Below are 26,299 nucleotides of genomic sequence, written 5' to 3'. Positions count from 1 at the left end.
AACGGTCGGTGTCAGGTTCAGAAGTCGTAGCTCAGGCGCGTGTAGTAGAAGGCCCCCTCCGGTGCCGCGGGCGACAGGTAGCTGTATTGCTGGCCCGGCGTCTGGCGCAGTTGCTTGTTGAAGTCATCCGGCGTGCTGCTGAACAGGTTGTTGGCCCCGACCGACAGGCGCAGTTGCTTGCTGAACGCGTAGTTCACATCCAGGTCGGTGGTCCACTGGGCGGAAAAGGTCTGGTCGTACTGGGCATTGGCTTCGGAGGCCGCGTATTTGCGGTACTCGCCATAGCGGGTTTCGTTCAGGGCCACCGTCCACGGGCCGTAGCGGTGAGTCGCGCCGAATACCAGCTTGTCTTCCGGGTAGCCGTGTTCGAGGAAGCCGCGCGCCTCGCGGGTCAGCACATCGAAGCCATACGGGTTGGAGTTGATGCGCTCGATGATGGTCTTGGCCTTGGTGTAGCCCGCGCTCAGGGTCAGGCCGCCGTACTGCTGCAGGTCGAGGTTGTACTTGCCGACGATGTCCACGCCACGGGTGCGGGTGTCGGCGGCGTTGGTCATGAACTGCGCCCAGGTGTACTGGCCGTAGCCGGCGGCCTGGAGAATCTGCTCGGCCCGGGGACCGGAAATGCCGCCGCTGTAGAGCAGGCGGTCACGAATGCTGATCTGGTAGGCATCGATGGTCAGCGAAGCCTGGTCGGTCGGACGCAGCACCAGGCCAAGGGAGAAGTTGGTGGACTTCTCCGGTTTCAATGGCTGCGCGCCCAGGGCCCGGGCGGCCGGGTTGTCGGCCGGCAGCATGCGGGTCAGCACCGGGTTGCCGTTGATATCGACGTTGGTGGTGGTGGTCCAGGAGGTGCCGATCTGGCCCAGGGTCGGCGCACGGTAGGCGTTGTTGACGGTGGCGCGCAGGCCGACCTGCGGCGTGAAGTCATACCGCGCCGAGACCTTGCCGGTGGTCGCCGAACCGAAGTCCGAGTAATGCTCGGTACGCCCGGCCAGACCGAACTGGAACTTGTCGGTCAACTGGTTTTCCAGGCCGAAGTACACCCCGCCGACATTGCGCGTATAGGTCCCGGCATCGTCCGGGGTCAGGCCCGAAGCCTGCACCGCGCCGACCTGGACGCCGTTGATCCCGCCGAACGAGTAGGAGTCGGCATCTCCCGCTTCGAGCCGGTAACGCTCGTTGCGGTAAGCGACGCCGGCCGAAATCGTTAGCGGATGCTTGGACCAGTCGACGTCCAGGTCCTTGGCGTAATCCAGGCTCAGGTTGGTCTGTTCATTGATCAGCGTCGCCACGTCGAACTTGGTCGGGCTGTTCGCGCCGAAGCTCGGGTTGACCGTGTTGTAGGCCAGTTCGTCGTGGGTATCGCGACCGTAGGTGGCGCTCAGGTCGAAGCGTCCCAGGCTCGCGTCCTCGTAGCGGCTGCCAACGGTCAACGCACCGTCTTCATAGCGGTAGCGGTACTTCGGAATGGTGCCGTTGGGATAGATCGCCGCCACGTTGTTCGGGTTGCCAGCCAGCAGCGGCGGCGTGTTGTTGACCGAGGTGTCCTGACCAAAGGTGGCGAAGCTGTAGAGGCGCCACTGATCGCTCAGGCCGACCTCGGCATTCGCCACCAGGTTGTACTTGTTGCGCCCGGCGCCACCCCAGCGCGGGTCCTGCTCGCGGCCGTCGGCAATGTATTTGTCGCCGATATCGTCGGGCCGGTTGTTCAGGCTGTTGAAGCTCAGGGTCAGGAAACCGTCCCCCGGCAAGCCGATGCCGTACCAGCCGTCGGCGGTCTTGCTGAAACCGTCGCCCTGGGAGTACTTGCCCAGCTGGGTGTTGAGCTGGCCGCCACTGTCGCGCTCCTTGAGCACGATGTTGACCACCCCGGCCACCGCATCGGAGCCGTACTGGGCCGAGGCGCCGTCACGCAGCACCTCGACATGGTCGATGGCGCTGAGGGGAATCATGTCCAGGTCCACCGGCTGCGCGCCAATGAACGGCACGCCGCCGGAGATGTTCACCACCGCCGAGGCATGCCGCCGCTTGCCGTTGATCAGCACCAGCGTCTGGTCCGGCGCCAGGCCGCGCAGCGAGGCGCCCTTGGGGTTCTGCCCGCGGGTCGCGCTCTGGTTCTGCGGGTAGTTGAACGAGGGCAGCAGCTGGAACAGCGCCTGATTGAGGCTGGTGGCGCCGGTCTGTTTCAGTTCTTCGCTGGTGAGCACATCGACCGGCGCGGCGCTGGTCAGTGCCGTGGCATCGTTGCGGCGGGTGCCGAGGGCGATGACCCGGTCGAGGGTCGGCACGGCTGCCTCGCTGGTGTGCACCTTGGCATTGGTCTGGGCCCTGGACTGCGCGCTGGCCTGGGTCGGCGTGGCGCCTTCCTGGATGATGAACGCGCCGTCCGGGCTGACCTGCAATTGCAGGCCGGTGCCGCGCAGCGCTTCGCTGACCGCCTGCCGGGCCGACAGGGAACCGTCGACCTGGGCCGAGGAGTAGTTGCTCAACTGCGGCGTGAAGGAAATCACCTGGCCGCTTTGCCGGCTGATGCTCAGCAGTACCTCGTCGAGCGGGCCCGAGGCGATGTGATAGACCTGCCGGGCGTCTTCGGCCGCCCAGGCCCCCGTGGCGAACAGCAGGCCGGCCAGCGGCGCGATGGCCAGGGCCCGAAGCGGATGACGCGAATAGGTCGTGGTGTTGGACGAACGCAAAATGACTCCCCCCATGGAATCGAACAACGCTGCTCCCTCGGCAGCGCTTACGGGAGTGATGTGCAGTGACCGACGAAAAACTTGCAGACCCTTTGGTTATGGTCTTAGAACCAACCCGCTACGCCGGGCTCAAGGTCACCCACAGGTCGGTATGCCGGTCGACCCGGATCGGCAGCGTGCGGGCCAGGGTGTCGAGAATCTGCTCAGGCCGGTCGAGCCGGAACAGGCCGCTGACCCGCAGCGAGGCAATCGCCGGGTCGAGGCGCAAGACACCCGGACGCCAGGGCCGCAGGGCCTCGACCACTTCGCCGAGGGTGCCGTCGCGCACTTCCAGCAGACCGTCGACCCAGGCCGTGGCACTGCCGTGACTGGGACGGATCGGGCCGAACCGATAGCGGTCATAGGAGACTTCATGGCCGGCCGGCAATTGCAGGCGCTCACCCGTCGGACCGACGATTTCCAGGGCCCCGCCCAAGGCCACCACATGACCCAGGCCGTCCCGCTCACGGACCAGCAGGTGATCGCCATAGGCGTGTACCCGGGCCTGCGGGGCCTGGACCACGAAGGGCCGCGAGGCATCCCTGGCGATCCTCGCCAACAGTTCGCCATCGAGCAGGCGCACCTGCCGCCGCTGGTGGTCGAAGTCGATATCGGCGGCGCTCCTGGCGTTGAGTTGCAACTCGCTGCCATCGGGCAATTCGAGGCTGCGGCGCTCGGCGGTGCCGGTACGCAGGTCGGCCGTCAGTTCGGCCAGGGAGGTGCCGGCGCCGCCCAGCAGCAGGCCGGCACCGAGCATCACGCCGACGCCGAGCAAGGCGCCCTGCAACAATTTGCGGCGACTGGCCGGAGCGCTCAGTGCCCGTTGCAGCAGTTCGCCGCTGATGCCCTGGTCGATGGGAATCCGGAACACCCCGAGACGGGTTTCCAGCTGGCTGCACAGTTGCTCATGGCGCGGATCCTGATTGCGCCATTGCTGGTAGGCATGCCGGTCGGCGTCGCTGGCCTGGCCGGAACGCAGGCGGACGATCCAGCGCGCGGCTTCTTCGATCAGCGGGTCCGGGTCCTGTTCGCGGCTCATCTCAGTCCAGCCTCGCACGCAGGCAGCGACTGATTGCCCGGGTCATGTAGTCACTGACCGAGCGCTGGGAAATACCCAGCTCGACCGCGATCTCGGGATAGGTCAGGCCATTGACCTGGGACAGCAGGAAGGTCGCCTTGACCTTGTCCGGCAAGCCGTTGAGCAGGCGGTCGATGGTCTCCAGCGCTTCGAGCATCTGGGCCAGGTCTTCCGGTGACGGCACCTGCGCTTCGTCCTCCTGTTGCAGGGCGTCGAGGTAGGCACGCTCCAGGTCGCGGCGGCGCCAGAGCTGGTACATCAATCGCTGGGCAATGGTGGTCAGCAACGCACGGGGCTGGCGAATCGGCAGGCTGTCCGCGGCCATCAGCAGTTGCACGAAGGTGTCGGCGGCGATGTCTTCGGCGCTGGCGCTGGAATCGAGATGGCGGCGCAAGCGGGCGCAGAGCCAATCGTAATGCGTGCGGAATAACCCGCCCACGTAATCGCTGTGAGGTGTGTCGGCGCCGGACATGATGGCTCCAGATCAAGAGAGTTGCGCTGTATGTCCGGTGTTCCGGTGGCAGGATGCTACCAACACGGCTTATTCTTTAATAATACTTAAAAGGTATTTTTATATAACCATATGCATTCAGGCAGCGACAGGCTTGCTGGCGCTCACGAGCGCTTGGTCGACATCGCTGTCGCCTGATAAACCGCTATCGCCCGCAAGCCGGCTCCTACAGGGGGACGCTGACAGAGGGCGTCATGCGCCCAGTCGGACAAGCCCCAACCGCTGGGCTTCATCCCGGTAATCGAGGAGGATCTGGTAGTCCGCCTCGCTGGCCGGCAGCACCTCGGCCAGGCCCAGCACCTCGGCCACTGCGGGCAACTCGCGCAAGGCCTGGTTCATCGCCTCGCGCAACCGCCCGAGCTGTTCTTCGTCCAGGCCCGCCGGCCCGATATACGGCAGGCAAGGGCTCGGCGCACTGCGTTGCACTACCCTCAGGCCGGCCACTTCCTCGGGGGCGAAGCGCGCCAGATAGGCGAAAGTCACGCTGTCCACCGCCGCCAGGTCGGCCAGGTCTTCGCGCAGCCAGCGCAGGCTTTCACGGTGGGCGCCGCTGTAGTCGACGCTGGCGAAGAAGCGGCCATCGCGCTGCAGCGGGGCCAGGCACTGGCGCAGCAGGTTCATGCCACTGTTGGAGCCTTCGTCATTGAGCACGCCGCGACTGTCGCGAAAGTCCTCCAGGGTCACGCGCGGGTTGTCTTCGCGGGTCAGCAGCAGGCTGCAATGATTGCCCGCGCTGGCGTCCGGCAGTTCATAACGCGGGCGCCCGATAACCGTCACCTGGCCGCGCAGCAGGGTCATCAGCGGGTAGCCGCAGGTCTGCGTCAGCAGCAATTGCGGGGACAGCCACAGCTGCCTCAGGTCCAGCTCCGCGGCCGGAAGGCGGCTGACGCCGAGCGTCTGGAGAATCCGCCCCAGCCATTGTTCGTTGACCTGCTGCACGGCTGGCGGGGCCACGTACATGAGCAATTCGGCGTAGCGGGCAGTCATGGCGACTCCTCAGGAAAACGGGTGTTGGGGGCTGTCGATGGCTTTCACGGCATGGCGCCGCAGCAGCTCGCCGTAGCCTTTTACTAGAAAGCCGCCGCTGCGCGCCAGCCACTGGTCACGGCGTGCGCGGTAGACCCGGGGCAGGAAGTACCAGGGCAGCTTCGGCAGGTCGTGGTGCATCAAGTGCAGGTTGTTGTTGAGGAACAACCAGCTCCAGGGCCAGCCGGCTTCGTTGATCACCGTGCGCTGCTCGGGTTCGGCGTGGGGACGATGTTCGTAGTAGGAACGCAGCATGGCCACCGACAACGCCGGGATACTGACCAGCAGCAGGTAGTGCCAGACCGGGATAATGCTGTGGCGGGCGACAAACACCAGCATCAGCACGGTCAATGCACCGTGGGTCAGCCACATCAGCCAGGCCCGGCGCTCGCCGCGCCGCAAGCGCCGGCTTTCTTCACGCACCAGGGTGAGCAGGGCCAGCGGCGCGCCCACCAGCAGGCGACCGAAGACCGTCTTGTTCAAGCGGTGCAGGGCCTTTTCGAACAGGGAACAGCGCTGCCAGTCCTGCTGCCGCAGATAGCGGCTCTCGGGGTCGATACCGGGCAGGGTCAGGTCTTCGTCGCGGTGATGGATCAGGTGGCTGTCACGATACAGCGTGTAGGGATACCACACGGCAAACGGCGCGTAGCCCAGCAGCTTGTTCAAGCCGTCGAAACGCGTCGGGTGACCGTGAAGCAGTTCGTGCTGCACCGACAGCCACAACGCGACCAGCACGATCAGCAACAGCGTGCTCGGCCACAGCCCCAGGTGCGGGCTGCCGAGCAGGACAGCGAACCAGCCGCCATGGACGGCGATCAGCAACAGCCAGGTCGGCCATTCGGTACGCCCGGTAAAGGTGCGGGACAGGGAAAGGATTTCTTCACGGTGAACAGGGTCGAGGTAGTTGGGCATCGATCGGCTTCGCACAGGACAGGCCGAGGGACAAACCCCGGCTTTATCCCCTGATGTGCATCAGCAACGCAAAATCTTGCAGATCGATTGGTTATCAGCTTAGAACGATTGCAACTCAGTGCCCGAACACGTTGGCTTTCTTGACCTTCTTCTCCGCCCGTTTCTCGTCGGCGGTCTTGGCCGGTTTCTTCTTCGCGGCTTTCTTTGAATCCATGCCCTTGCTCATGATGCGCACTCCGTCAGGATTTAGATTCAGGTATACACCTATCCGCGGGCGCCGGCTGTTTTATAATCGGCCCCCGCCCTGCCGTTGCCCGCCCCTCATGCCGACCGCCGACTACGCCCAGCTCCCGGAGCCCTTGCGACCGCTGCTGAACAAGTTCTATCGCGCCCACAACTCGTCGATGCGCTCTGCCGGAGACGGCCAACTGTGGGTCGCGCGGTGCGACGGGATCATCGCCGGGCTGTCCCTCACCGCGGTCGCCGAAGGTTTCTGGCTGACCGGCCTGCTGGTCGATCCGCGCTGGCGGGGCCAGGGCATCGCCGGCCAGTTGATCGCCCGGGCGCGGCGCGATGCCGAGGGCCCGGTCTGGCTGTTCTGCCATCCTGACCTGCGGGACTTCTACACGCGCCAGGGCTTCAGCCTCGCCACGACCCTGCCCCAACCCCTGGCGGACCGTCTGGCACGCTACTCGCGCAGCAAGCCGCTGGTGGCACTGGGCATAGAACCATTGGTTAGATCGACCGAGAAAAATGTGTGATCGGCCGCTCGGGGCTGCGTGATAGCCTCGTTCGTCCACCCGTTCCTGCCAGGATGATCATGAACCGCACCCTCGTGGCTTTATCCTTCACCGCCCTGCTCGCTCCAGCCCTCGGCCAGGCCGCCGTCACGGCGGTCATCAGCGACGCCCAGTACGCCAAGATCCTGGCCGGCAGCTGGCGTGCCCCGGAAAACAGCGTCCGTGACGTCTATCGCCACCCGCGGCAGACCCTGCAGTTCTTCGGCCTGCGGGCCAACCAGACGGTGATCGAAATCACCCCCGGCGGCGGTTGGTACAGCGAGGTGCTGGCGCCCCTGCTCAAGGATCACGGGCAGTACATCGCCGCCGTGCAGGCCGCCTCGAGCAGCGATTACGCCAGGCGCTCGGCCGACGGCCTGAAACAGAAATTCGCAGAGGACCCGACGCACTACGCCAAGGCGGCCGTCGTCGAGTTCGATCCCCAGGCGCCGGTGCTCGGCAAGCCGGACTCGGCCGACCGCGTGCTGACCTTCCGCAACGTGCACAACTGGGTCATGGCCGACGATGCGCCGGCCATGTTCTCGGCGTTCTTCAAGGTGCTCAAGCCCGGCGGCGTGCTGGGCGTGGTGGATCATCGGGCCAGGGACGGTGCGGATCTGGAGAGCATCAGGCAGAGCGGCTACCTGCCCACCGCCTACGTGGTGAAACTGGCCACCGATGCCGGCTTCGTGCTGGAGGGACAGAGCGAGATCAACGCCAATCCCAGGGACACCAAGGACTATGCCGCTGGGGTCTGGACCCTGCCACCGTCGCTGCGCCTGGGCGAGCAGGACAAGGCCAGGTACCTGGCCATCGGTGAGTCGGACCGCCTGACCCTGCGCTTCGTCAAGCCCGGCAAGGTGGCGGCCCGCTGAGGATCAGTCGTCGGCGCTCGGATCGAGGTCGGGGAACAGCACTTCGGTAAAACCGAACTTGCGGAAGTCGCTGATCCGCGACGGATACAGGCGACCGATCAGATGATCGCATTCGTGCTGCACGACACGCGCGTGGAAACCTTCGGCGCTACGCACCAGCGGCTCGCCCTTGGGCGTGAAACCTTCGTAGCGGATCCGCGCGTAGCGATCCACCGCACCGCGCATCCCCGGCACCGACAGGCAGCCTTCCCAGCCCTCTTCCAGCTCCGGCCCCAGGGGTGTGATCAGCGGGTTGATGAGGATCGTCTGGGGCACCGCCTCGGCGTCCGGATAACGCTCGCTGTGCTCGAAACCGAAGATCACCAGTTGCAGGTCGACGCCGATCTGCGGCGCGGCCAGGCCGACCCCGCCGACATGCTCCATGGTCTGGAACATGTCGTCGATCAGTTGCCAGAGCTCGGCGCTGTCGAACATCTCCGGGGGAACCGGCGGGGCGATGCGCAGCAGGCGCTCGTCGCCCATTTTCAGGATTTCACGGATCATGATCAGGTTTCGTCAGTAGTCGGTTTCAGGGAATGGTCGCGCCCCAGTCCGGAGACGGGCATCTTGTCGTGGTGTTCGTGGAAGTCCTTCTCGCCGGGATTCTTGCCTTCCGACGACATATGTTCGATCACCGCATTCATTTCCGCGCCCAGCAGCAGCACCGCCGCGGAAATATAGAAGTACAGCAGGAGCACAATGATCGCACCGATACTGCCATACATCGCGTTGTAATCGGCGAAGGTTTTCACGTAGTAGCCGAAACCCAGCGATGCCACGATCCACACCACCACCGCCAGCACCGAGCCGGGGGTGATAAACACGAATTTCTGCTTCACGTCCGGCATCACGTAGTACATCAGGGCCACGGCGAACATCAGCAACAGCACGATCACCGGCCAGCGCAGGATGGTCCAGAGGGTGACCACGAAGTCTTCCATGCCGATCTGCCCGGCCAGCCAGCTCATCACCTGCGGCCCGAGGACCATCAGCGCGGCGGCGGCCAGCAACATGCCGGCGATGCCCACGGTGTAGAAGATCGACAGCGGGAAGCGCTTCCAGATCGGCCGGGCCTCGACCACGTCGTAGGCGGCGTTCATCGCGCTCATCATCAACCGGACGCCGGCCGAGGCGGTCCACAGGGCGATGACGATACCCACCGAGAGCAGGCCGCCCTTGGATTGCTGCAACTGATCGATCACCGGGTTGACCTGGTCCAGCGCCTGGGGCGGCAGCACCAGCTCCGACTGCATGCGCAGCCAGGTGAAGAAGTCCGGCAGATGCAGGAAGCCGATCAGGGCAATCAGGAACAGCAGGAAGGGGAACAGCGAAAACAGCATCTGGTAGGCCAGTGCCGAGGCATAGGTCGACATTTCGTCGTCGACGAACTCCTGAACCGTGCGTATCAGCACTCGGTGCAGGGGAAGACCACGCAAGTCCGGAAAAATCATAGCGTCTCCTTTCGCCGCAATCATGGGGGCCAGGTCAGCAGGCGACTCAAGGGCTGGTTTCTTGCCTAGGGTAATAGGTCCCACGGTAGCGCAGTTGGCCAGCGCTGAACAATTGCCCTGTCTCGTTTGCAACTGCGATACACAAGAACGGCCATCCTGGGATGGCCGCTCGATCGATCGGAACGCGGTCTATTTATCGACTGCCTTCTTGATCGCCTCCTTGGTCTTGCCCACCGCTTTCTGCGCGTCGCCCTTCACTTCCTGGGCCTTGCCTTCGGCGCGCAGCCGGTTGTTGTCGGTGGCTTTGCCGACGGCCTGCTTGACGTTACCAACCGCTTGATTCGCTGTGCCTTTGATCTTATCGCCAGTGCTGCTCATGGTCGTTCTCCATCAGTTGAGTGCGGGGCGTCAGTGTCCCGACATAAGGTTGACCCGAGGCTTTTGCACGGAGTTTCAATTATTTTCGACCGGTTGTTGATCACAGACAGCAGGTTTGCCTTTATGTTTGCCCGCCGACCCATGAGAATAGCCGCCAGATTCAGGCTCAGGCGCTGAAGATCGATAACGGTAGGAAAGTGATGAAACTCGATAAAAAGCAGGCCATTGCCCGCAGGAACCAGGAACTGGGCGGTGCCGTGCTCGGCGTGAACAACTGCCATTTCACCGAATTGAACCGCAACCGCAACATCTGGTGGTTCGATATCCCCCTGGCGCGCCTGGCGATCGGCCAATACGAATGGGTGCACCTGCTGTTGCATACCCCGGCCACCGACGAGTTGCTGCACCTGAAGGTGCCGACCGTGTTCCTGCGCGAACGGATGGAGGGCCTGGTGGTGCGCAACGCCGGCAAGCGCAAGCCGGAGCTGAGCCTGGAACTGAGCGCCGACAAGGACTCGTTCCTCAAGGACGTGCGGCCGGCGGGGGCCGGTGTAGGATTCGCGCAGTTCCAGCAACCCTGAAACCTGCAGGAGCCGGCTTGCCGGCGATAAGGCCCTTGAGGACGCTGGAAGCTTCGCGGCGAGCGGCGTTCCGACAAGCACGGCTCCGACACAAGCCTGCTCGCCAGGCATAAACGACAAAGCCCCGCATCGGCGGGGCTTTGTCGTTTATGCAGGGTCAGGCGATCTTCTTCAGGCCCAGCTTCTTCAGTTCTTCATCGCGCAGCTCGCGGCGCAGGATCTTACCGACGTTGGTGGTCGGCAGTGCATCGCGGAATTCCACGGACTTCGGCACTTTGTAGCCGGTCACGTTGGTCCGCATATGCTCCATCACCTGGTCCTTGGTCAGGGTCACGCCCGGCTTGGCGACGATGAAGATCTTGATCACTTCGCCCGACTTCTCGTCCGGCACGCCGATGGCCGCGCATTGCAGCACACCCGGCAAGGTCGCCAGCACGTCTTCCAGTTCGTTCGGATAGACGTTGAAACCGGACACCAGGATCATGTCCTTCTTGCGGTCGACAATGCGCATGTAGCCGTCCGGCTGGATGATCGCGATGTCGCCGGTCTTCAGCCAGCCTTCGCTGTCGAGGATCTCGTCGGTGGCGTCCTGGCGCTGCCAGTAGCCCTTCATCACCTGCGGGCCCTTGATGCACAGTTCGCCGATCTCACCCAGCGGCTGCTCGACGCCTTCGTCGTTGATCACCTTGCACAGGGTCGACGGCACCGGAATGCCGATGGTACCGGGCTGGATCTTCTGGCTCGGGTTCACCGAGGCCACCGGGCTGGTTTCGGTCATGCCGTAGCCTTCGCAGATGGAACAGCCGGTCACCGCCTTCCAACGCTCGGACGCCGCCAGTTGCAGGGCCATGCCCCCCGACAGGGTGACCTTGAGCGCGGAGAAGTCCAGCTTGCGGAATGTCTCGTTGTTGCACAGGGCGACGAACAGGGTGTTGAGGCCGACAAAGGCGCTGAACTTCCACTTCGACAGTTCCTTGACCATCGCCGACAGGTCGCGCGGGTTGCTGATCAGGATGTTGTGGTTGCCGATCAGCATCATCGCCATGCAATGAAAGGTGAAGGCATAGATGTGGTACAGCGGCAGCGGGGTGATGACGATCTCGCAGCCTTCATTGAGGTCCGAACCCATCAGTGCCTTGCACTGCAGCATGTTCGCCACCAGGTTGCGATGGGTGAGCATCGCGCCCTTGGCCACGCCGGTGGTGCCGCCGGTGTATTGCAGCACCGCGACGTCGCTGCTGGCCGGATTGGCTTCCTTGACCGGCTGGCCCTGGCCCTTGCTCAGCACGTCGTTGAACCTGACGGCCTTGGGCAGGTGATAGGCCGGCACCATCTTCTTCACGTACTTGATGACACTGTTGATCAGCACACGCTTGAGCGGGGGCAGCAGGTCGGCCACTTCGGTGACGATCACATGCCGCACGCCGGTCTTGGGCACCACCGCTTCGGCCAGGTGCGCCATGTTCGCCAGGCACACCAGGGCCTTGGCGCCGGAGTCGTTGAATTGGTGTTCCATTTCCCGCGCGGTGTACAGCGGGTTGGTGTTGACCACGATCAGCCCGGCGCGAATGGCACCGAACACGGCGATCGGGTATTGCAGCAGGTTGGGCAACTGCACGGCGATCCGATCGCCCGGTTGCAGGTCCGTGTGCTGTTGCAGGTAGGCGGCGAAAGCACCGGACAACTCGTACAACTCACCATAAGTGAGCGTCTTGCCGAGGTTGCTAAAGGCCGGTTTGCTGGCGAATCGTTGGCAAGACTGTTTCAATACCGTCTGAACATTCGGGTACTCATCGGGATTGATGTCGGCAGCAATCCCAGCCGGGTACTTATCCTTCCAAAAGTCTTCGATCATGGAAGCCCACTCCTCAGCAACGCGAATTCAGCACCGCATTTGATGCGATTATTATTTATCTGTGTTTTTTATTGGGTGAATCTGGCTTTAACTTACGCCGAGAAGTCACAAAGCGCGCCGAGAGTAGCAGCTTTGCCAAGGGTCGCCTAGAGCCAAAGACGGGCTCGCCGGTCATGAATATGACTCAAGAAACAGCAATGGTCATTTTTAGAGTAAAAAGTCTATTACCCGGAATTCAGCTCTGCTTCGAGGGTTTCAGCCCTTTTCTAAAACTTCGCGGGCAAGCCCGGCTCCTGCAGTTCGCAGTTGTGCACCTTATTTGCGTACCACCGAAAACTGCAGGAACCGGGCTTGCCGCGGTGTCGTGAAGGGCTCCTCAATAACCTCCCATCGATCGTGGCCTACGGGTTATCCCGCAACTCCCGCCGCAGGATCTTGCCCACCGGCGTCATCGGCAGCGAATCCCGCAGCACGATATGCTTGGGTACTTTGTAGCCGGTGAAGTTTTCCTTGCAGTAGGCCTTCAGTTCTTCAACGCTGACCCCCGCCTCCCGCGCCACCACGAACAACTTCACCGCCTCGCCCGAACGCTCGTCCGGAACGCCGATCACCGCGCAATTGGCAACTTTCGGGTGGGCCATCACCACGTCTTCGATTTCATTCGGGTACACATTGAAACCGGAGACGATGATCATGTCCTTCTTGCGGTCGACGATACGGACAAAACCATCCGGGTCGATCACCGCGATATCGCCGGTCTTGAACCACCCTTCGGCATCCAGCACTTCGCGGGTCGCTTCCGGTTGCTGCCAGTAGCCCTTCATCACCTGCGGCCCCTTGATGCACAACTCGCCGCGCTCGCCCAGCGGCTGCTCGACACCGTTGTCATCGGCGATCTTCAGGCTGGTGCCGGGCACCGGGATGCCGACCGAGCCCAGGCGGCCCTTGTCGCCATAAGGGTTGGTGCAGGCAATGGGCGAAGTCTCGGTCAGGCCGTAGCCCTCGGTGATGCGGCAGCCGGTGGCCTTCTCCCAGCGCTCGGCGGTGGCCTTGACCAAGGCGGTGCCGCCGGAGTTGGTGAGCTTCAGGCTGGAGAAATCCAGGGTTTTGAAGTCCGGGTGCTCCATCAGCGCCACGAACAGGGTGTTGAGCCCCAGCAGCGCGGAAAAGCGCCACTTTTTCAGCTCCTTGATGAAGCCGCCGATATCCCGTGGATTGCTGATCAGCACGTTGTGGTTACCGGTGACCATCATGCACATGCAGTTCGCGGTGAAGGCATAGATGTGGTACAGCGGCAGCGGCGCGATCATCACTTCCTGGCCTTCCTTGAGCAGCGGATGACCGTCGGGCCCGGGCTGGGACAGGCAGGCCCGCGCCTGCTGCATGTTCGCCACCAGGTTGCCATGGGTGAGCATCGCGCCCTTGGCCAGGCCCGTGGTGCCGCCGGTGTATTGCAGCACCGCGAGGTCATCGAGGCTGACCTTGAGCGGCTGGATGCTCTGGCCCCGGCCCAGGTGCAAGGCACTCTTGAACGAGATCGCCTGGGGCAACTGGTAAGGCGGCACCAGCTTCTTCACCTTGTCGACCACCAGGTTGGTCAGCCAACCCTTGGCCGGCGCCATCAGGTCGCCCATCTTCGCCTCGATCAGGAACTCGATCCGGGTATCGGGCAGCACTTCCTGGACCCGAGCGCCGAACAGGTTCAGGTAGACCAGCGCCCGGGCACCGGAGTCCTTGAACTGGTGGCGCATCTCGCGGACGGTGTACAGCGGGTTGGTGTTGACCACAATCAGCCCGGCACGCATGGCGCCGAACACGGCAATCGGATAATGCAGGACGTTGGGCAACTGGACGGCAATCCGGTCGCCGGGCTGCAGGTCGGTATTGGCTTGCAGGTAGCCGGCAAAGGCCGCGCTGTAGCGTTCGAGTTCGGCGTAGGTCAGGGTCACGCCCATGTTGCTGAAGGCCGGACGGTCGGCGAATTTCTTGCAGGAGCGCTCGAATACCTCGACCACGGATCTATAGGCGCCCGCCTCGATATCCAGGGGTACGCCGGCGGGGCGCTTGTCGTTCCAGAAATCAGCTTGCATTGTTCTTGTCCTCTTGCCTGAGCCTCTCCGGGGCCGCGTTCGCGCGAAGCGAAAAAGCGGTGCTTAGCGGACGTTAGCAGCAATGTGGAATCAGGCAAATATGGCGGACACAGTCATCAACATCATGAATCTTGCTGCCAATGCGCAGCATGACCTGCTTCCTCGGCGAGGATGCGCTATACAATGGATCGACTCCGCATGCCATCCCGTGCCCTGTCTCGTCCCGTGCCGCCGTCTCATCTTGAGCAAAGGAACCGCCATGACCCATGACACTTTCTGGCTGACCGTGAGTGACCACAGCCGCCTCCACGTCAATCGCTGGTTGCCGGAAGGCGAGCCGAAGGCACTGGTCCTGCTGTCCCATGGCATGGCCGAACACAGTGGCCGGTATGCCCGCCTGGCCGCGGCCCTGTGCGAGGCCGGGTACGGACTCTACGCCCATGACCAGCGCGGACACGGCAAGACCGCCGAACACGGCGTGCTCGGGCATTTCGCCGATCGCGACGGCTGGTGCGCGGTGGTCAGCGACCTGGCGAGCCTGAACCAGCGCATTGGCGAAGAGCAGCCGGGCAAGCCGATCATCCTGCTCGGTCACAGCATGGGCAGCTACATTGCCCAGGCCTACCTGCTGCACCACAGCGCCAGCCTGCAGGGCGCGATCCTCAGCGGCTCGAACTTCCAGCCGGTGGCGCTATACCGCGCCGCCTCCGCGATCGCCCGCGGCGAACGCTGGCGCCAGGGCGCCACGGGCCGCAGCGCACTGATCGACTGGCTGTCGTTCGGTTCGTTCAACAAGGCCTTCAAGCCCACCCGCACGGCCTTCGACTGGCTGAGCCGCGACCCGGAGGAAGTCGACAAGTACGTCAGCGACCCGCTCTGCGGTTTCCGCTGCACCAACCAGTTGTGGATCGATCTGCTGGGCGGCCTGCAACAGATCAGCAAGGCGCGCAACCTGAAGCAGATCGACCCCGGCCTGCCGTTGCTGGTGATGGGTGGCGAGCGCGATCCGGTCAGCGAAGGCAAGCGCCTCAAGGATCTCGCCGATGCCTTGCGCGAAGCCGGTAGCCAAAACCTGCAATTGAGCGTCTACCCACAGGCGCGGCACGAACTTTTCAATGAAACCAATCGCGATGAAGTGACCGCCGACGTGCTGCACTGGCTGGAGCAGACCCTGGCGCACCGTCGACCAGCCCGCTCAGAATGATTATTTTCCTTTAAAATCAATTAGTTGATTTTAACAAACTTTCACAGGACAGGTATCAGATGACCCAGGTGACCAATACGCCGTACGAAGCCCTCGAAGTCGGCCAGACCGCCAGCTACAGCAAGACCGTGGAAGAACGCGATATCCAGTTGTTCGCCGCGATGTCCGGTGACCACAACCCGGTGCATCTGGATGCCGAATTCGCTGCCGCGAGCATGTTCAAGGAACGCATCGCCCATGGCATGTTCAGTGGCGCGCTGATCAGCGCCGCGGTGGCGTGCGAACTGCCCGGACCGGGCACCATCTACCTGGGCCAGCAGATGAGCTTCCAGAAGCCGGTGAAGATTGGCGACACCCTGACCGTGCGCCTGGAAATCCTCGAGAAACTGCCGAAGTTTCGTGTGCGTATCGCCACCCGCGTATTCAACCAGCGCGATGAACTGGTGGTCGACGGCGAAGCGGAAATCCTCGCCCCTCGCAAGCAGCAGACCGTGACCCTGACCAGCCCGCCACCGATCACCATTGGCTGATGATGACAAAAACTGTGGGAGCCGGCTTGCTGGCGATGAGAACCTTGAGGCTTGCAGCGCTCATGAGGCCCTCTTCGCTGGCAAGCCAGCTCCCACAGGGGATTGGAGGCAGCCGCGACAGTTGTGTCGAAACGCCGATCCCTGTGTGGGAGCGGGCTTGCCAGCGAAGAGGGCCTTGAGGCTCGCCTTCCCTGGCAAGCCAGCCCCATAGGGGCAATATCGGCGACTTAGCTGGCGCGAGCGATATTACGCAGTGCCTTGACCTGGTCATGGTTGCGCAGCACGCCCTGGTACTGACGATCCACCAGGTCACGCAAGCTCAGCAGGGTGTCGTGCTTGGCCAGTTTCTCCAGCGCTTCGCGATAAGCCTTCTTGGCGTGGTCCTCGCCACGCTCGGCTTCGTTGAGCACCGCTTCTTCGCCCTTGCCGGTGAACAGCGCCTTCACGTCCACCCAACGACGGTGCAGATCACCGGAGACGCTGGTGGAGGTTTCCGGATCGCCGCCGAGCTTGCGCACTTCGGCCTGCAATTCCACGGCCGCCGACGCGCACTCGCTCGAACGTTTCTGGAACAGCGCCTTGAGCTCGGGGTTCTTGATATCTTCGGCGCACGTCTTGAAGCCTTCCTGGCCATCCTTGCTGACTTCAATCAGGTGGTTGAGAACCGAAATGGTTTCTTTGTTCAAGTTGGTCATGACTCAATTCCTTCTGGTGGTGGAAGTTGGGTATACCGTTGCAGTCGCCATGCCAGCCTTCAGCTTATAGTTTTTATGTTTAATTTCAGTAACTTATAAATAATCGAAAAATCTGTATCCCTGTTATTTGCATGATCTGTCAATTGGCCTGCATGCAGAATGCCTGTATTTTTCCAGTCGCTTGAACACCGGAGGCAAGTCCCCGAATGAACCCCGAAAAACTCGAACTGCTGGTCACCCGCGAAATGCCCTTCGGCAAGTACAAGGGGCGGATCATCGCCGACCTCCCCGGACCGTACCTGAACTGGTTCGCCCGCGAAGGCTTTCCCCAGGGTGAACTCGGCGGCCTGCTGGCGTTGATGCAGGAGATCGACCACAACGGCCTCGCCGACCTGCTCGACCCGCTACGTGCGAAGCACGGCAAACCCAAACCCCGCCACTGACCCGACGAGCCCCGCCATGCCAAGGAATGAAGACAACGCCCGCGACGAACACTTCTGGCAAACCGTGGCCCAGCGCTACGATGTCGAACCCGGCCCGCTCAATCTGGAAAACGGTTACTTCGGTCGCATGAGCCGCCGGGTGATCGAGGATTACCGGCACAACATCGAGTTCATCAACCGCAGCAACTCGCTGCATGTCCGCCAGCACTTCGACAAGATCGGCAGCGTCGCGATTCGCGCCGAACTGGCCGAACTGATGGGCGTCAGCGACGAGGCGATTGCCCTCACCCGCTGCGCCACCGACGCCCTGCAATCGCTGATCCGCAATTACAATCGCCTGCAACCGGGCGACCAGGTGCTGTACAGCGACCTGGAATACGACACGGTCAAGGGCGCGCTGAACTGGCTCGAACGCCATCGTGGGGTCCAGGTGATCCGCATCGAGCATGCCCACCCGGCGAGTTTCGAGTCGTTGCTGGCGACCTACCGCGAGGCGTTCGTGCGCCATCCGCGCCTGAAGCTGATGGCGCTGACCCATGTCACCCACCGTACCGGACTGGTGATGCCGGTCCAGGCGATTGCCGAGGCGGCCCAGGAACACGGGGTCGATGTCATTCTCGACGGCGCCCATGCCCTGGGGCAGATCGAATTCGACCTGCGGGCGATGGGCGTGGCCTTCGCCGGCTTCAACCTGCAGAAGTGGATCGGCGCGCCATTGAGCCTGGGGGTGATCCATATCGATCCCGAGCGCCTGGCCGATATCGACCCGGACATGGGCGAAATGCATTACCCGGTCACGGATGTCCGCTCGCGCACGCCCCACAGCACACCGAACATTCCGGCGCTGATGACCCTGCCCATGGTGTTCGACGAGCATCGGCAGATCGGCGGCGCGGCGGCCAAGGGCGCACGCCTGAATTACCTGCGCGACCTGTGGGTCGGCGAAGCACGCAAGATGCCCGGTATCGAGGTGCTGACACCGGACGACCCGCGCCTGTACTGCGCGATCACCTCGATGCGTTTTACCCGGCAGGCGAACCAGCAGGCGATGGTCGATCGGCTACTGCAGGACTACAACCTGTTCACCGTGTCCCGCAGCGGCTCGGCCTGCGGGCCGTGCATCCGCATTACCCCGGGGTTCACCACCTCGGCCGAAGATATCGGCTTATTGACAAGGGCCCTCGCCGATTTGAGCGCATGAGCTGAAGGCCGTAATTGCCAGGCCTATTGCTATCGCCAGCAAGCCAGCACGCAGGGTTTGTATTGACTGCGTATACAAGGTTGACCAGGCCATTGTGGGAGCGGGCTTGCCCGCGAAGACGGCCGCAAGGGCGCTGTAAGCCTCAAGGGCCTCTTCGCGGGCAAGCCCGCTCCCACAGGGTGGCTCGCCCCCAGGCAAGCGAGGGGCTTTCTGCTGGCAAAAAAAAACGGTGCGCCGACCAAGCGCACCGTAAAGCCGTAGAACACACAACGAATTCAGTAGCGGTGAATCAATCCAGCAAGGCCAGGGCCTCGGCGGTGCACTCCTGGATGCGGGCCCAGTCGCCGTTCTTGACCCATTCCGGATCCAGCATCCAGCTACCGCCCACGCACATGACGTTTTTCAACGCCATGTAGCTCTTGATATTGGCCGGGCCGACGCCGCCGGTCGGGCAGAACTTCACTTCGCCGAACGGACCGCCGAGCGCCTTGATCGCCGCCACGCCACCGCTGACTTCCGCCGGGAACAACTTGAAGCGGCGATAGCCCAGGCCATAACCCTCCATGATGCCCGAGGCATTGCTGATGCCCGGCAACAGGGGGATCGGACTCTCGACGCTGGCTTCCAGCAGGTCGCGGGTAATCCCCGGGGTGACGATGAACTGCGAGCCCGCCGCCTCCGCCGCCGCCAGCATCTGGCGATCGAGCACGGTACCGGCACCGGTCACCAGCTCCGGACGCTGCTCACGCAGGATCTGGATGGCCTTGAGGCCGAACTGCGAACGCAAGGTCACTTCCAGGGCGGTCAGGCCGCCGGCGGCCAGGGCATCGGCCAGCGGCAGGACATCCTGTTCGCGGGCGATGGTGATGACCGGGAGAATCCGCGCACGGCCGCACAGTTCGTCGATCAGGGCGACCTTGTCTGCCATGGAGACGGTCGGGGCATTGTTTTTCATAGCAGCTGATCCTTGGCTCATGGGCACCAGTAAATCTCTAAAGTAGGTTTCAGAAACGCGCGAATCGGCATGACGGCGAGCTCGTCGCCCGCCAACGCGGCGTCCAGGGTGGTCAATTTCGACTGGCCGGAAATCGCCAGCACGGTAAAGGTCGCCGAGGACAGCAGGGCCCGGCTCATGGTCAGGCGCTGGTGCGGCACGGTCGGGGCCAGCATCGGCCAGACCCGCCGGCTGCCATCCACCTGCAAGGCGGCCTCCAGGTTCGGGCTGTTGGGGAACAGCGACGCGGTGTGACCGTCATCCCCCATGCCTAGGACCAGTACATCGATATCCGGCAACTCGGCGAGGAACTGATCGGCTTGCTGCGCGGCCTCTTCCAGATTGGCCGCGGCGTTGTACAGGCCGATAAACCGCGCCTTGGCCACCGGGCCTTGCAACAGGTAGCGCTTGAGCAGGCCGGCATTGCTGTCGGCGTGCTCGACCGGCACCCAGCGCTCGTCGGCGAGGCTGATAACTACCTTGCTCCAGTCCAGGTCCTGCTTGGCCAGGCCCTGGAAAAACGCCACCGGACTGCGCCCGCCGGAAACCACCAGGGTCGCTACGCCACGGGCGGCAATGGCTGCGCGCAACTGTTGCGCCACGTCCCTGGCCTGCCCCTCGGCCAACAGCGCCGGGGTACGGAATTCGTGCCCGGTCACGCCCTGCGGCAGTTTCAATTCAGATATCGCCATACCACGACCTCCCATCCCGCGTGATCAGTGCAATGGAGCTCATCGGCCCCCAGGACCCGGCCGCATACGGCTTGGGCGCATCCCCGGACTTTTTCCAGCCGGCGATCAACTGGTCACACCACTTCCACGCGGCTTCGATTTCATCTTTGCGGACAAACAGGTTCTGGTTGCCGCGCATCACTTCCAGCAACAGACGCTCGTAGGCATCCGGGATCCGCGCACTGCGATAAGTGTCGGAGAAATTCAGTTGCAGCGGCCCGCTGCGCAGTTGCATGCCCTTGTCCAGGCCCTGCTCCTTGGTCATCACGCGCAAGGAAATACCTTCGTCCGGTTGCAGGCGGATGATCAGCTTGTTGCTGATCTGCAGGCGCTGCTCGGGGGCGAAGATATAGTGCGACGGTTCCTTGAAGTGGATGACGATCTGCGACAGCTTCTGCGGCATGCGCTTGCCGGTACGCAGGTAGAACGGCACACCGGCCCAGCGCCAGTTGCGAATGTCGGCACGCAGGGCGACGAAGGTCTCGGTGTCGCTCTGGGTATTGGAATTCTCTTCTTCGAGGTAGCCCGGCACGGACTTGCCTTCGCTGTGCCCGGCAATGTACTGGCCACGCACCACCTGGGTGGTCAGGCCTTCCGGGCTGATCGGCGCCAGGGCCTTGAGCACCTTGACCTTCTCGTCACGGATGCTGTCGGCCGAGAGGTCGGCCGGCGGGTCCATGGCGATCAGGCAGAGCAACTGCAGCAGGTGATTCTGGATCATGTCCCGCAGCTGGCCGGCCTTGTCGAAATAGCCCCAGCGACCTTCGATCCCGACCTTCTCGGCCACGGTGATTTCCACGTGGGAGATGTAGTTCTGGTTCCACTGGGTTTCGAACAGGCTGTTGGCGAAACGCAGGGCGATCAGGTTCTGCACCGTCTCCTTGCCCAGGTAGTGGTCGATACGGTAGGTACGGTTTTCCGGAAAAAACTGCGCCACCGCGTCATTGACCTTGCGTGACGACTCCAGGTCCGAGCCGATCGGCTTTTCCAGCACCACCCGGGTGTTCTCGGCCAGGCCGACTTTCGCCAGGTTCTCGCAGATCGCGCCATACACCGAGGCCGGCGTGGCGAAATAGGCGATCAGCCGCTCGGCCGTGCCGGCGGTTTCCGCCAGGGCCACGTAGTCGTCGGCCTTGAGGAAATCCACGTGCTGGTAGCTCAGGCGGCCGAGGAAACGCTCGACGACCACTTCGTCGATTTCCCTGGCCTCGACGAACTCGCGCAACTCGGTGGCGATGGTCGCCAGGTGCTCGTCGACGCTGCCCGGTTCACGGGCCAGCGCGAGGATGCGCGTGTCCTTGTGCAGCAGACCGGCGCTATCGAGGTGATACAAGGCAGGAAAAAGCTTGCGAAGCGCGAGGTCACCCAGGGCGCCGAACAAGGCAAAGGTGCACGGTTCAACCGTTATCGAAGGCATGATGTTTGTTCTTTTATCAAGTTAAACGATAAATACCTTTTTTCGAGGCATCACTCAAGGAAAAATGTAGTAATAACCATAACATTTTATCAAAATGACGATTGCGAGTGGTGGTCCACAGACGCCATCAGTAGGATAGGCCACCGCCGAAAGCCGCCAAAGCACGTTCTTATAGGCATCGCAGAACCAAGGAACACCCACATGGACCGCATCCGCAACCTGCTGGAACAGATCCAGAGCCGTCTCGAAGACCTGAACAAGGCCGAGCGCAAAGTCGCCGAAGTCATCCTGCTCAACCCGCAGCAGGCGACCCGCTACAGTATCGCCGCCCTCGCCCAGGCGGCTTCGGTCAGCGAACCGACGGTCAACCGTTTCTGTCGCTCGTTCGACGTCAGCGGCTATCCCGAACTCAAGCTGCAACTGGCCCAGAGCCTGGCCAGCGGTGCGGCCTATGTGAGCCGCGCGGTAGAGGCCGACGACAACGCCGAAGCCTATACCCAGAAGATTTTCGGCAGTGCCATCGCTTCGCTGGACAGTGTCTGCCAGGTCCTCGACCCGGCGCTGATCAACCGCGCCGTCGACCTGCTGACCCAGGCCAGGCAGATCCACTTCTTCGGCCTGGGCGCCTCGGCGCCGGTGGCCATGGACGCCCTGCACAAGTTCTTCCGGTTCAACATGGCGGTCACCGCCCACGTCGACGTGCTGATGCAGCGCATGATCGCCTCGGTCGCTCATACCGGCGAGCTGTTCGTGATCATTTCCTACACCGGACGCACGCGGGAACTGGTGGAGGTGGCACGCATCGCCCGCGCCAATGGCGCCTCGGTACTCGGCCTGACCGCCGCCGGCTCGCCACTGGCCAAGGCCAGCACCCTGAGCCTGAATATCCCGCTGCCCGAGGACACCGACATCTACATGCCGATGACCTCGCGAATCGTCCAGTTGACGGTGCTCGATGTGCTGGCCACCGGCATGACCCTGCGCCGTGGCGTGGACTTCCAGCCGCACCTGCGCAAGATCAAGGAAAGCCTCAACGCCAGTCGTTACCCGGTGGGTGACGAGTTCGACTGACGCCGCTTCAGGCAGCCCGCGCCTGCAAGCTCAGGTGCGCGCGCTCTCCCGGCGCCAGGCACAGGCTGTCGGTGCCGCCACTGGCGGCCTCGACACAGACAAAACCCATCACTTCGTTCCAGCTCACCCCCAGCAACGGCCGGTGCCCCGGATGCCAGACCACGGTGTCGGCACTGTCACCGGTATCGATGCACAACTCGCGCTGCCAGGCGTGATCCTTGAGGTGCAATTCACCCTCGTGCTGGAACACCCGCTGGCAACCGCCATCGACCCGCAGTTCGCCTTCCTGCTGGCAAACCTGGCGATTCAACTGGTCATAGCCCTGGGCGCCTTCCAGCCCAGACAGCGCTACCTCGCCAACGTCACCAATACGCCAATAGGCGTGCAGCGCATGGCTCAGCTGACAGGGTTCGCTGTCCTGGTGCTCGGTGCTCAGGCGCAGTTCCATGGTTTCACCGAGGCGAGCATGCAGGTCGACCTGCCAGTCGCACAACTGCAGGCGCCAATGCAGGCTGACTCCTTCGTCATCGGAACTGCTTTGCAGCAGCTTCCAGTCGATCAGCCGGGCCCAGCCATGGGAGGGCCAGGCATTTTCACTCGGGTGCCGGCCATACCAGGGCCAGCATACGGGGACGCCACCGCGAATCGCGCCGACCTGCGGCCACTTCGCCGCGCACCACAGCCAGGGTTTCTGTCCCCGTGGCTGGAAATGCAGCAACTGCGCACCCTGGCGACTGAACACCGCCTGGCACAGTGGATGGTCGATCACCAGCACTTCGCGCTGTTGAAAGCGCTCCCACTGGAAGACCGGCTGTTCGCGCCGCGATTTGAAAAAGCGTTGTAGCGGTTGCTCGTGCATGTGCCGCGAATCCTGAAAATCGTTTTGCCGTATCCATGTGACTGTGGGAGCGGAGCTTACCCACGAAGCTTTTGGCGACCTCGAGGGCCCTTTCGCCGGCAAGCCGGCTCCCACAGGTTATGCGGCGTCTGCCAAGCGTATTGCCCTGGCAAACCGTCCTCACCGCACCCACCAAAAAAAAGCGGACGGTCTGGTGGACCATCCGCAAGATGCGCACATAGAGAGAGAGCTTATCAGCCGGAGCCTTAGAAGACCGACTGAATTTTCAGGCCGGCGACCACGGCGTTATCCACCTTGTCCACGCCACCCGGATGGGTGATGTACTGCAGGTTGGGACGTACGGTCAGCCAGTTGGTGACGTGGATGCCGTAGTTCAGCTCATAGTTGTACTCGGTGTCGCGCAGTGGCGAGTACAGCGGGTTGTCGTAGTCGCTCACACCAATGGCGGCGTTGGCGAGTTCGGCGTTCTTCTTCACGTCATCGTTGACATGGATACGGGCGAAGCCGATGCCGATGTCATCCTTCGGACGGGCATCGAACGGGCCCTTGTACACGAACATCAGCGACTGGTAGTTGTCGACGACGTTGGTGTCCTTGTCGTGGAAGGTGGCGTTGGCCGCAACGTTCAGACCGCGGGAAGCGTCGCCGTTGTGGCTGGTGAGTTGCTGTTGGGCAACGAACCAGTAGCCGTGCTTGCTGTTGTGAACGCGGAAACCGTTGCCGGTGGTGGCGGCGTCCTGGCCATTGCTGTCTTCGCGGACATCATTGGCGTCGGCGGTGCTCTTGTAGTAGCCCACACGGTACTCGCCCGGCAGGTTGTTGACCTTCGGCGACCAGACCAGTTCGACCGGCAGCACGGTGCCCTTGGTGCCGCTGCCGCTGAGCTTGAAGCCGTTGCCGTGTTCCAGTTGCGATGGGTTCTGGTTGTACGCACCGATCTGCGCGTAGAACTCAGGCGTGATGTTGTACTTCACGCGCAGTGCCGCCTGGCTGACCGGCCAGTTGTACCAGATACCGGTCGCCCAGTTACCCACCTGGGAACCGCAGAACGCCAGGTTCTGGAAGTCGCATGGGAAGGTGTTGAAGTCTTCGCCTTCACCGAAGTAGCCGGCCTTGACGTCGAGCTTGCCGTCGAGGAACTGATGCTGCACCCACAATTGGGTCAGGCGGACCATGTGGCCACGCCCGTAGACTTCCTGCGAGGAGCTCAGGGTGCCGGCACGCGGGTCGCCCACACGGTCGTTGGAGATGTTCTGGCCATTACGGTTGGTCAGCTGGATCTTGGCCTGGGTGTTATCCCAGCCCAGCAGCTTTTGCAGGTCGAACTTGACGCCCAGACCGAACTGGTCGCTGTAGCGTGCCGTCTTGTCGTTGTTGTAGCCGCCGCCGAGGTTGCCGCCAACTTCACCCACATAGTCGGCCTGGATATCGATACCCTGCTCGATCAGCTTGGTCCGCTCACCACCCCAGTCACCGGTCATCCATTTCGAATCAGAGCTGAAAGCGTCGGCTGCATGCGCGCTCCCGGCCAGCATTAACGCCGCCACCGCTGACAACTGGCAGATAAGTTGGGCGTTGGTGTTCTTCTTTTTCATCCCTACATCCTCGTCTTATTTTTATTAACAGTTTTTATTGAACGTGGTTTACATCGATCGCGACGGGTGGCGAACCACCCGCTGCTAACTCAGCGGCCCTTGAATTGCGCCACGTTGTCGGTATGCGCCTGCGCTTCGGGCTTGCCCACTCGGCCCAGGCGTTCACCGGTCTTGGCATCGAACAGCAACACCTTGGCCGGGTCGAATTGCAGTGTCAGGGTTTCACCCACCTGGGGCGCCACATCCGGCGCCAGGCGGCAGCAGACCTTGCTGTCGTTGAGGGTGACGAAGACCAGCGTGTCCGGGCCGGTCGGCTCGGTGACCTGCACCTCGGCACGGATGCTCGGCACACCCGCAGTCTCGCCGGACGCTAGCACGATCTGTTCGGGGCGAAGGCCCAGAATCACCTCACGGTCTTCGAGGCCGGCGTCGCTCATGTTCATCGGCAACTCGCAACGGGCCTGCCCGCTGTCCAGCAGGGCGACCAGGCGACCATCCTTGCGTTGCAGGCGCAGCGGAATGAAGTTCATCGGCGGCGAGCCGATGAAGCTGGCGACGAACAGGTTGGCCGGATCGTTGTAGATCTGTTTCGGCGTGCCGAACTGCTGGATGATGCCGTCCTTCATCACCGCCACTTTGTCGCCCAGGGTCATCGCCTCGATCTGGTCGTGGGTGACGTAGACGGTGGTGGTCTTCAGGCGCTGGTGCATCAGTTTCATTTCGGTGCGCATCTCGACCCGCAGCTTGGCGTCGAGGTTGGACAGCGGTTCGTCGAACAGGTAGATCTTCGGCCGCCGCGCCAGTGCCCGACCCATGGCCACGCGCTGTTGCTGGCCGCCGGACAGCTGGCCCGGCTTGCGGTTGAGCAGGTGTTCGATCTGCAGCAGCTTGGCGACCCGCGCGACTTCCTCGTCGATGGCCGACTGGCTCATCTTGCGAATCTTCAGGCCGAACTCGATGTTCTCGCGCACGCTCATGGTCGGGTACAGCGCGTAGGACTGGAACACCATGGCGATGTCACGGTCCTTCGGGCTCATGCCGCTGACGTCCTGGTCGCCGATCATGATGGCGCCGCCGGTGATGTTTTCCAGGCCCGCGATGCAGTTCATCAGGGTCGACTTGCCGCAGCCCGAAGGCCCTACGAGAATCAGGAACTCGCCGTCCTTGATCGACAGTTCGATGTTCTTCAGGGTGTCCGGCAAGCCGGTGCCGTAGGTCTTGTTTACATTGCGAAGTTCGAGCGTTGCCATGA

General features: G+C 62.8%; 25 protein-coding genes. 8 read left to right on the top strand and 17 right to left on the bottom strand.

The window, feature by feature from the left end; genetic code table 11:
* Positions 1–17: 17 nt before the first annotated feature.
* The 5 genes from ACL9RJ_RS24865 to ACL9RJ_RS24845 form a co-directional block, all read right to left on the bottom strand.
* Positions 18–2,693, bottom strand: coding sequence for a TonB-dependent receptor plug domain-containing protein (locus tag ACL9RJ_RS24865; protein WP_245222990.1), 2,676 nt, complete (start codon positions 2,691–2,693; stop codon positions 18–20).
* 118 nt (positions 2,694–2,811) lie between these two features.
* Entirely contained in the window at positions 2,812–3,771 is a 960-nt protein-coding gene (locus ACL9RJ_RS24860) for a FecR domain-containing protein (protein ID WP_017126208.1), read from the bottom strand.
* A 1-nt stretch (position 3,772) separates the two neighbouring features.
* Positions 3,773–4,282: a sigma-70 family RNA polymerase sigma factor gene (locus tag ACL9RJ_RS24855; protein WP_017126209.1), complete on the bottom strand. Its 510-nt coding sequence runs from the start codon at positions 4,280–4,282 to the stop codon at positions 3,773–3,775.
* A 231-nt stretch (positions 4,283–4,513) separates the two neighbouring features.
* A complete protein-coding gene (locus tag ACL9RJ_RS24850) occupies positions 4,514–5,308 on the bottom strand; it encodes a phosphate/phosphite/phosphonate ABC transporter substrate-binding protein (protein WP_422765773.1) in 795 nt (264 codons plus the stop codon).
* 9 nt (positions 5,309–5,317) lie between these two features.
* Positions 5,318–6,259 carry a fatty acid desaturase gene (locus ACL9RJ_RS24845; protein WP_017126211.1) on the bottom strand — a complete coding sequence of 314 codons (942 nt, stop codon included), beginning with the start codon at positions 6,257–6,259 and terminating at the stop codon, positions 5,318–5,320.
* Positions 6,260–6,582: 323 nt separating this feature from the next.
* Between ACL9RJ_RS24845 and ACL9RJ_RS24840 the strand changes: the two genes are divergently transcribed.
* The gene (locus tag ACL9RJ_RS24840) at positions 6,583–7,020 is read left to right on the top strand and encodes a GNAT family N-acetyltransferase (RefSeq protein WP_017126213.1); all 438 of its coding nucleotides are present in this window, start codon (positions 6,583–6,585) and stop codon (positions 7,018–7,020) included.
* 59 nt (positions 7,021–7,079) lie between these two features.
* Entirely contained in the window at positions 7,080–7,913 is an 834-nt protein-coding gene (locus ACL9RJ_RS24835; protein WP_422765772.1) for a class I SAM-dependent methyltransferase, read from the top strand.
* 3 nt (positions 7,914–7,916) lie between these two features.
* Here the strand turns inward: ACL9RJ_RS24835 and def are convergent, their stop codons facing one another.
* From def to ACL9RJ_RS24820, 3 genes are all read right to left on the bottom strand, one after another.
* The gene (gene def / locus ACL9RJ_RS24830) at positions 7,917–8,456 is read right to left on the bottom strand and encodes a peptide deformylase (protein WP_017126215.1); all 540 of its coding nucleotides are present in this window, start codon (positions 8,454–8,456) and stop codon (positions 7,917–7,919) included.
* A gap of 2 nt (positions 8,457–8,458) precedes the next feature.
* Positions 8,459–9,403: a YihY/virulence factor BrkB family protein gene (locus ACL9RJ_RS24825; protein ID WP_017126216.1), complete on the bottom strand. Its 945-nt coding sequence runs from the start codon at positions 9,401–9,403 to the stop codon at positions 8,459–8,461.
* A 189-nt stretch (positions 9,404–9,592) separates the two neighbouring features.
* Positions 9,593–9,781, bottom strand: coding sequence for a CsbD family protein (locus ACL9RJ_RS24820; protein ID WP_017126217.1), 189 nt, complete (start codon positions 9,779–9,781; stop codon positions 9,593–9,595).
* Between the two features lie 200 nt (positions 9,782–9,981).
* Between ACL9RJ_RS24820 and ACL9RJ_RS24815 the strand changes: the two genes are divergently transcribed.
* The gene (locus ACL9RJ_RS24815) at positions 9,982–10,362 is read left to right on the top strand and encodes a hypothetical protein (protein WP_017126218.1); all 381 of its coding nucleotides are present in this window, start codon (positions 9,982–9,984) and stop codon (positions 10,360–10,362) included.
* Positions 10,363–10,519: 157 nt separating this feature from the next.
* Here ACL9RJ_RS24815 and fadD1 read toward each other — a convergent pair whose 3' ends face one another.
* Both fadD1 and fadD2 read right to left on the bottom strand, forming a co-directional pair.
* The gene (gene fadD1, locus ACL9RJ_RS24810) at positions 10,520–12,217 is read right to left on the bottom strand and encodes a long-chain-fatty-acid--CoA ligase FadD1 (RefSeq protein ID WP_177117779.1); all 1,698 of its coding nucleotides are present in this window, start codon (positions 12,215–12,217) and stop codon (positions 10,520–10,522) included.
* Between the two features lie 401 nt (positions 12,218–12,618).
* The gene (gene fadD2, locus ACL9RJ_RS24805; RefSeq protein ID WP_017126219.1) at positions 12,619–14,307 is read right to left on the bottom strand and encodes a long-chain-fatty-acid--CoA ligase FadD2; all 1,689 of its coding nucleotides are present in this window, start codon (positions 14,305–14,307) and stop codon (positions 12,619–12,621) included.
* 259 nt (positions 14,308–14,566) lie between these two features.
* Here fadD2 and ACL9RJ_RS24800 point away from each other — a divergent pair, with 259 nt between their 5' ends.
* Together ACL9RJ_RS24800 and ACL9RJ_RS24795 are read left to right on the top strand one after the other, a co-directional pair.
* Entirely contained in the window at positions 14,567–15,511 is a 945-nt protein-coding gene (locus tag ACL9RJ_RS24800; protein WP_017126220.1) for an alpha/beta hydrolase, read from the top strand.
* A 59-nt stretch (positions 15,512–15,570) separates the two neighbouring features.
* Positions 15,571–16,041 carry a MaoC family dehydratase gene (locus tag ACL9RJ_RS24795; protein ID WP_017126221.1) on the top strand — a complete coding sequence of 157 codons (471 nt, stop codon included), beginning with the start codon at positions 15,571–15,573 and terminating at the stop codon, positions 16,039–16,041.
* 227 nt (positions 16,042–16,268) lie between these two features.
* On the opposite strand, the gene ACL9RJ_RS24790 is transcribed toward ACL9RJ_RS24795, so the two are convergent.
* The gene (locus ACL9RJ_RS24790) at positions 16,269–16,736 is read right to left on the bottom strand and encodes a PA2169 family four-helix-bundle protein (protein WP_017126222.1); all 468 of its coding nucleotides are present in this window, start codon (positions 16,734–16,736) and stop codon (positions 16,269–16,271) included.
* 206 nt (positions 16,737–16,942) lie between these two features.
* Between ACL9RJ_RS24790 and ACL9RJ_RS24785 the strand changes: the two genes are divergently transcribed.
* Positions 16,943–17,179, top strand: coding sequence for a DUF3820 family protein (locus tag ACL9RJ_RS24785; RefSeq protein WP_017126223.1), 237 nt, complete (start codon positions 16,943–16,945; stop codon positions 17,177–17,179).
* A gap of 16 nt (positions 17,180–17,195) precedes the next feature.
* Positions 17,196–18,380, top strand: coding sequence for an aminotransferase class V-fold PLP-dependent enzyme (locus ACL9RJ_RS24780; protein ID WP_177117780.1), 1,185 nt, complete (start codon positions 17,196–17,198; stop codon positions 18,378–18,380).
* A gap of 289 nt (positions 18,381–18,669) precedes the next feature.
* Here ACL9RJ_RS24780 and ACL9RJ_RS24775 read toward each other — a convergent pair whose 3' ends face one another.
* Genes ACL9RJ_RS24775 through zwf form a run of 3 tightly spaced genes read right to left on the bottom strand, consistent with a single transcriptional unit; the run spans position 18,670 to position 21,522 of the window.
* The gene (locus tag ACL9RJ_RS24775) at positions 18,670–19,335 is read right to left on the bottom strand and encodes a bifunctional 4-hydroxy-2-oxoglutarate aldolase/2-dehydro-3-deoxy-phosphogluconate aldolase (RefSeq protein ID WP_177117781.1); all 666 of its coding nucleotides are present in this window, start codon (positions 19,333–19,335) and stop codon (positions 18,670–18,672) included.
* 17 nt (positions 19,336–19,352) lie between these two features.
* Positions 19,353–20,066, bottom strand: coding sequence for a 6-phosphogluconolactonase (gene pgl, locus ACL9RJ_RS24770; RefSeq protein ID WP_042935306.1), 714 nt, complete (start codon positions 20,064–20,066; stop codon positions 19,353–19,355).
* Complete coding sequence (zwf, locus tag ACL9RJ_RS24765) at positions 20,053–21,522, bottom strand: glucose-6-phosphate dehydrogenase (protein WP_103032784.1); 1,470 nt, start codon at positions 21,520–21,522, stop codon at positions 20,053–20,055. Before zwf ends, pgl begins: the two co-directional genes overlap by 14 nt.
* A 210-nt stretch (positions 21,523–21,732) precedes the next feature.
* Between zwf and ACL9RJ_RS24760 the strand changes: the two genes are divergently transcribed.
* Positions 21,733–22,593: a MurR/RpiR family transcriptional regulator gene (locus ACL9RJ_RS24760; protein WP_177059095.1), complete on the top strand. Its 861-nt coding sequence runs from the start codon at positions 21,733–21,735 to the stop codon at positions 22,591–22,593.
* A 7-nt stretch (positions 22,594–22,600) separates the two neighbouring features.
* Here the strand turns inward: ACL9RJ_RS24760 and ACL9RJ_RS24755 are convergent, their stop codons facing one another.
* From ACL9RJ_RS24755 to ACL9RJ_RS24745, 3 genes are all read right to left on the bottom strand, one after another.
* The gene (locus tag ACL9RJ_RS24755) at positions 22,601–23,452 is read right to left on the bottom strand and encodes a D-hexose-6-phosphate mutarotase (RefSeq protein ID WP_103032783.1); all 852 of its coding nucleotides are present in this window, start codon (positions 23,450–23,452) and stop codon (positions 22,601–22,603) included.
* 245 nt (positions 23,453–23,697) lie between these two features.
* Entirely contained in the window at positions 23,698–25,047 is a 1,350-nt protein-coding gene (locus ACL9RJ_RS24750; RefSeq protein WP_017126230.1) for a carbohydrate porin, read from the bottom strand.
* 89 nt (positions 25,048–25,136) lie between these two features.
* Complete coding sequence (locus tag ACL9RJ_RS24745; RefSeq protein WP_103032782.1) at positions 25,137–26,297, bottom strand: ABC transporter ATP-binding protein; 1,161 nt, start codon at positions 26,295–26,297, stop codon at positions 25,137–25,139.
* Positions 26,298–26,299: the final 2 nt, after the last annotated feature.

Origin of the sequence: Pseudomonas sp. Mn2068 (genome assembly GCF_049319725.1) — a bacterium.
Lineage (GTDB): Bacteria > Pseudomonadota > Gammaproteobacteria > Pseudomonadales > Pseudomonadaceae > Aquipseudomonas > Aquipseudomonas gingeri.
The sequence above is the reverse complement of the archived record's forward strand: the minus strand, read 5'-3'. Positions and strand labels throughout refer to the sequence as shown.

Excerpts from the sequence above, each read along its gene's own strand:
- ACL9RJ_RS24860 (WP_017126208.1), bottom strand. The coding sequence starts at position 3,771 with ATGAGCCGCGAACAGGACCCGGACCCGCTGATCGAAGAAGCCGCGCGC.
- ACL9RJ_RS24855 (WP_017126209.1), bottom strand. The coding sequence starts at position 4,282 with ATGTCCGGCGCCGACACACCTCACAGCGATTACGTGGGCGGGTTATTC.
- ACL9RJ_RS24850 (WP_422765773.1), bottom strand. The coding sequence starts at position 5,308 with ATGACTGCCCGCTACGCCGAATTGCTCATGTACGTGGCCCCGCCAGCC.
- ACL9RJ_RS24845 (WP_017126211.1), bottom strand. The coding sequence starts at position 6,259 with ATGCCCAACTACCTCGACCCTGTTCACCGTGAAGAAATCCTTTCCCTG.
- ACL9RJ_RS24840 (WP_017126213.1), top strand. The coding sequence starts at position 6,583 with ATGCCGACCGCCGACTACGCCCAGCTCCCGGAGCCCTTGCGACCGCTG.
- ACL9RJ_RS24835 (WP_422765772.1), top strand. The coding sequence starts at position 7,080 with ATGAACCGCACCCTCGTGGCTTTATCCTTCACCGCCCTGCTCGCTCCA.
- def (WP_017126215.1), bottom strand. The coding sequence starts at position 8,456 with ATGATCCGTGAAATCCTGAAAATGGGCGACGAGCGCCTGCTGCGCATC.
- ACL9RJ_RS24825 (WP_017126216.1), bottom strand. The coding sequence starts at position 9,403 with ATGATTTTTCCGGACTTGCGTGGTCTTCCCCTGCACCGAGTGCTGATA.
- ACL9RJ_RS24820 (WP_017126217.1), bottom strand. The coding sequence starts at position 9,781 with ATGAGCAGCACTGGCGATAAGATCAAAGGCACAGCGAATCAAGCGGTT.
- ACL9RJ_RS24815 (WP_017126218.1), top strand. The coding sequence starts at position 9,982 with ATGAAACTCGATAAAAAGCAGGCCATTGCCCGCAGGAACCAGGAACTG.
- fadD1 (WP_177117779.1), bottom strand. The coding sequence starts at position 12,217 with ATGATCGAAGACTTTTGGAAGGATAAGTACCCGGCTGGGATTGCTGCC.
- fadD2 (WP_017126219.1), bottom strand. The coding sequence starts at position 14,307 with ATGCAAGCTGATTTCTGGAACGACAAGCGCCCCGCCGGCGTACCCCTG.
- ACL9RJ_RS24800 (WP_017126220.1), top strand. The coding sequence starts at position 14,567 with ATGACCCATGACACTTTCTGGCTGACCGTGAGTGACCACAGCCGCCTC.
- ACL9RJ_RS24795 (WP_017126221.1), top strand. The coding sequence starts at position 15,571 with ATGACCCAGGTGACCAATACGCCGTACGAAGCCCTCGAAGTCGGCCAG.
- ACL9RJ_RS24790 (WP_017126222.1), bottom strand. The coding sequence starts at position 16,736 with ATGACCAACTTGAACAAAGAAACCATTTCGGTTCTCAACCACCTGATT.
- ACL9RJ_RS24785 (WP_017126223.1), top strand. The coding sequence starts at position 16,943 with ATGAACCCCGAAAAACTCGAACTGCTGGTCACCCGCGAAATGCCCTTC.
- ACL9RJ_RS24780 (WP_177117780.1), top strand. The coding sequence starts at position 17,196 with ATGCCAAGGAATGAAGACAACGCCCGCGACGAACACTTCTGGCAAACC.
- ACL9RJ_RS24775 (WP_177117781.1), bottom strand. The coding sequence starts at position 19,335 with ATGAAAAACAATGCCCCGACCGTCTCCATGGCAGACAAGGTCGCCCTG.
- pgl (WP_042935306.1), bottom strand. The coding sequence starts at position 20,066 with ATGGCGATATCTGAATTGAAACTGCCGCAGGGCGTGACCGGGCACGAA.
- zwf (WP_103032784.1), bottom strand. The coding sequence starts at position 21,522 with ATGCCTTCGATAACGGTTGAACCGTGCACCTTTGCCTTGTTCGGCGCC.
- ACL9RJ_RS24755 (WP_103032783.1), bottom strand. The coding sequence starts at position 23,452 with ATGCACGAGCAACCGCTACAACGCTTTTTCAAATCGCGGCGCGAACAG.
- ACL9RJ_RS24750 (WP_017126230.1), bottom strand. The coding sequence starts at position 25,047 with ATGAAAAAGAAGAACACCAACGCCCAACTTATCTGCCAGTTGTCAGCG.
- ACL9RJ_RS24745 (WP_103032782.1), bottom strand. The coding sequence starts at position 26,297 with ATGGCAACGCTCGAACTTCGCAATGTAAACAAGACCTACGGCACCGGC.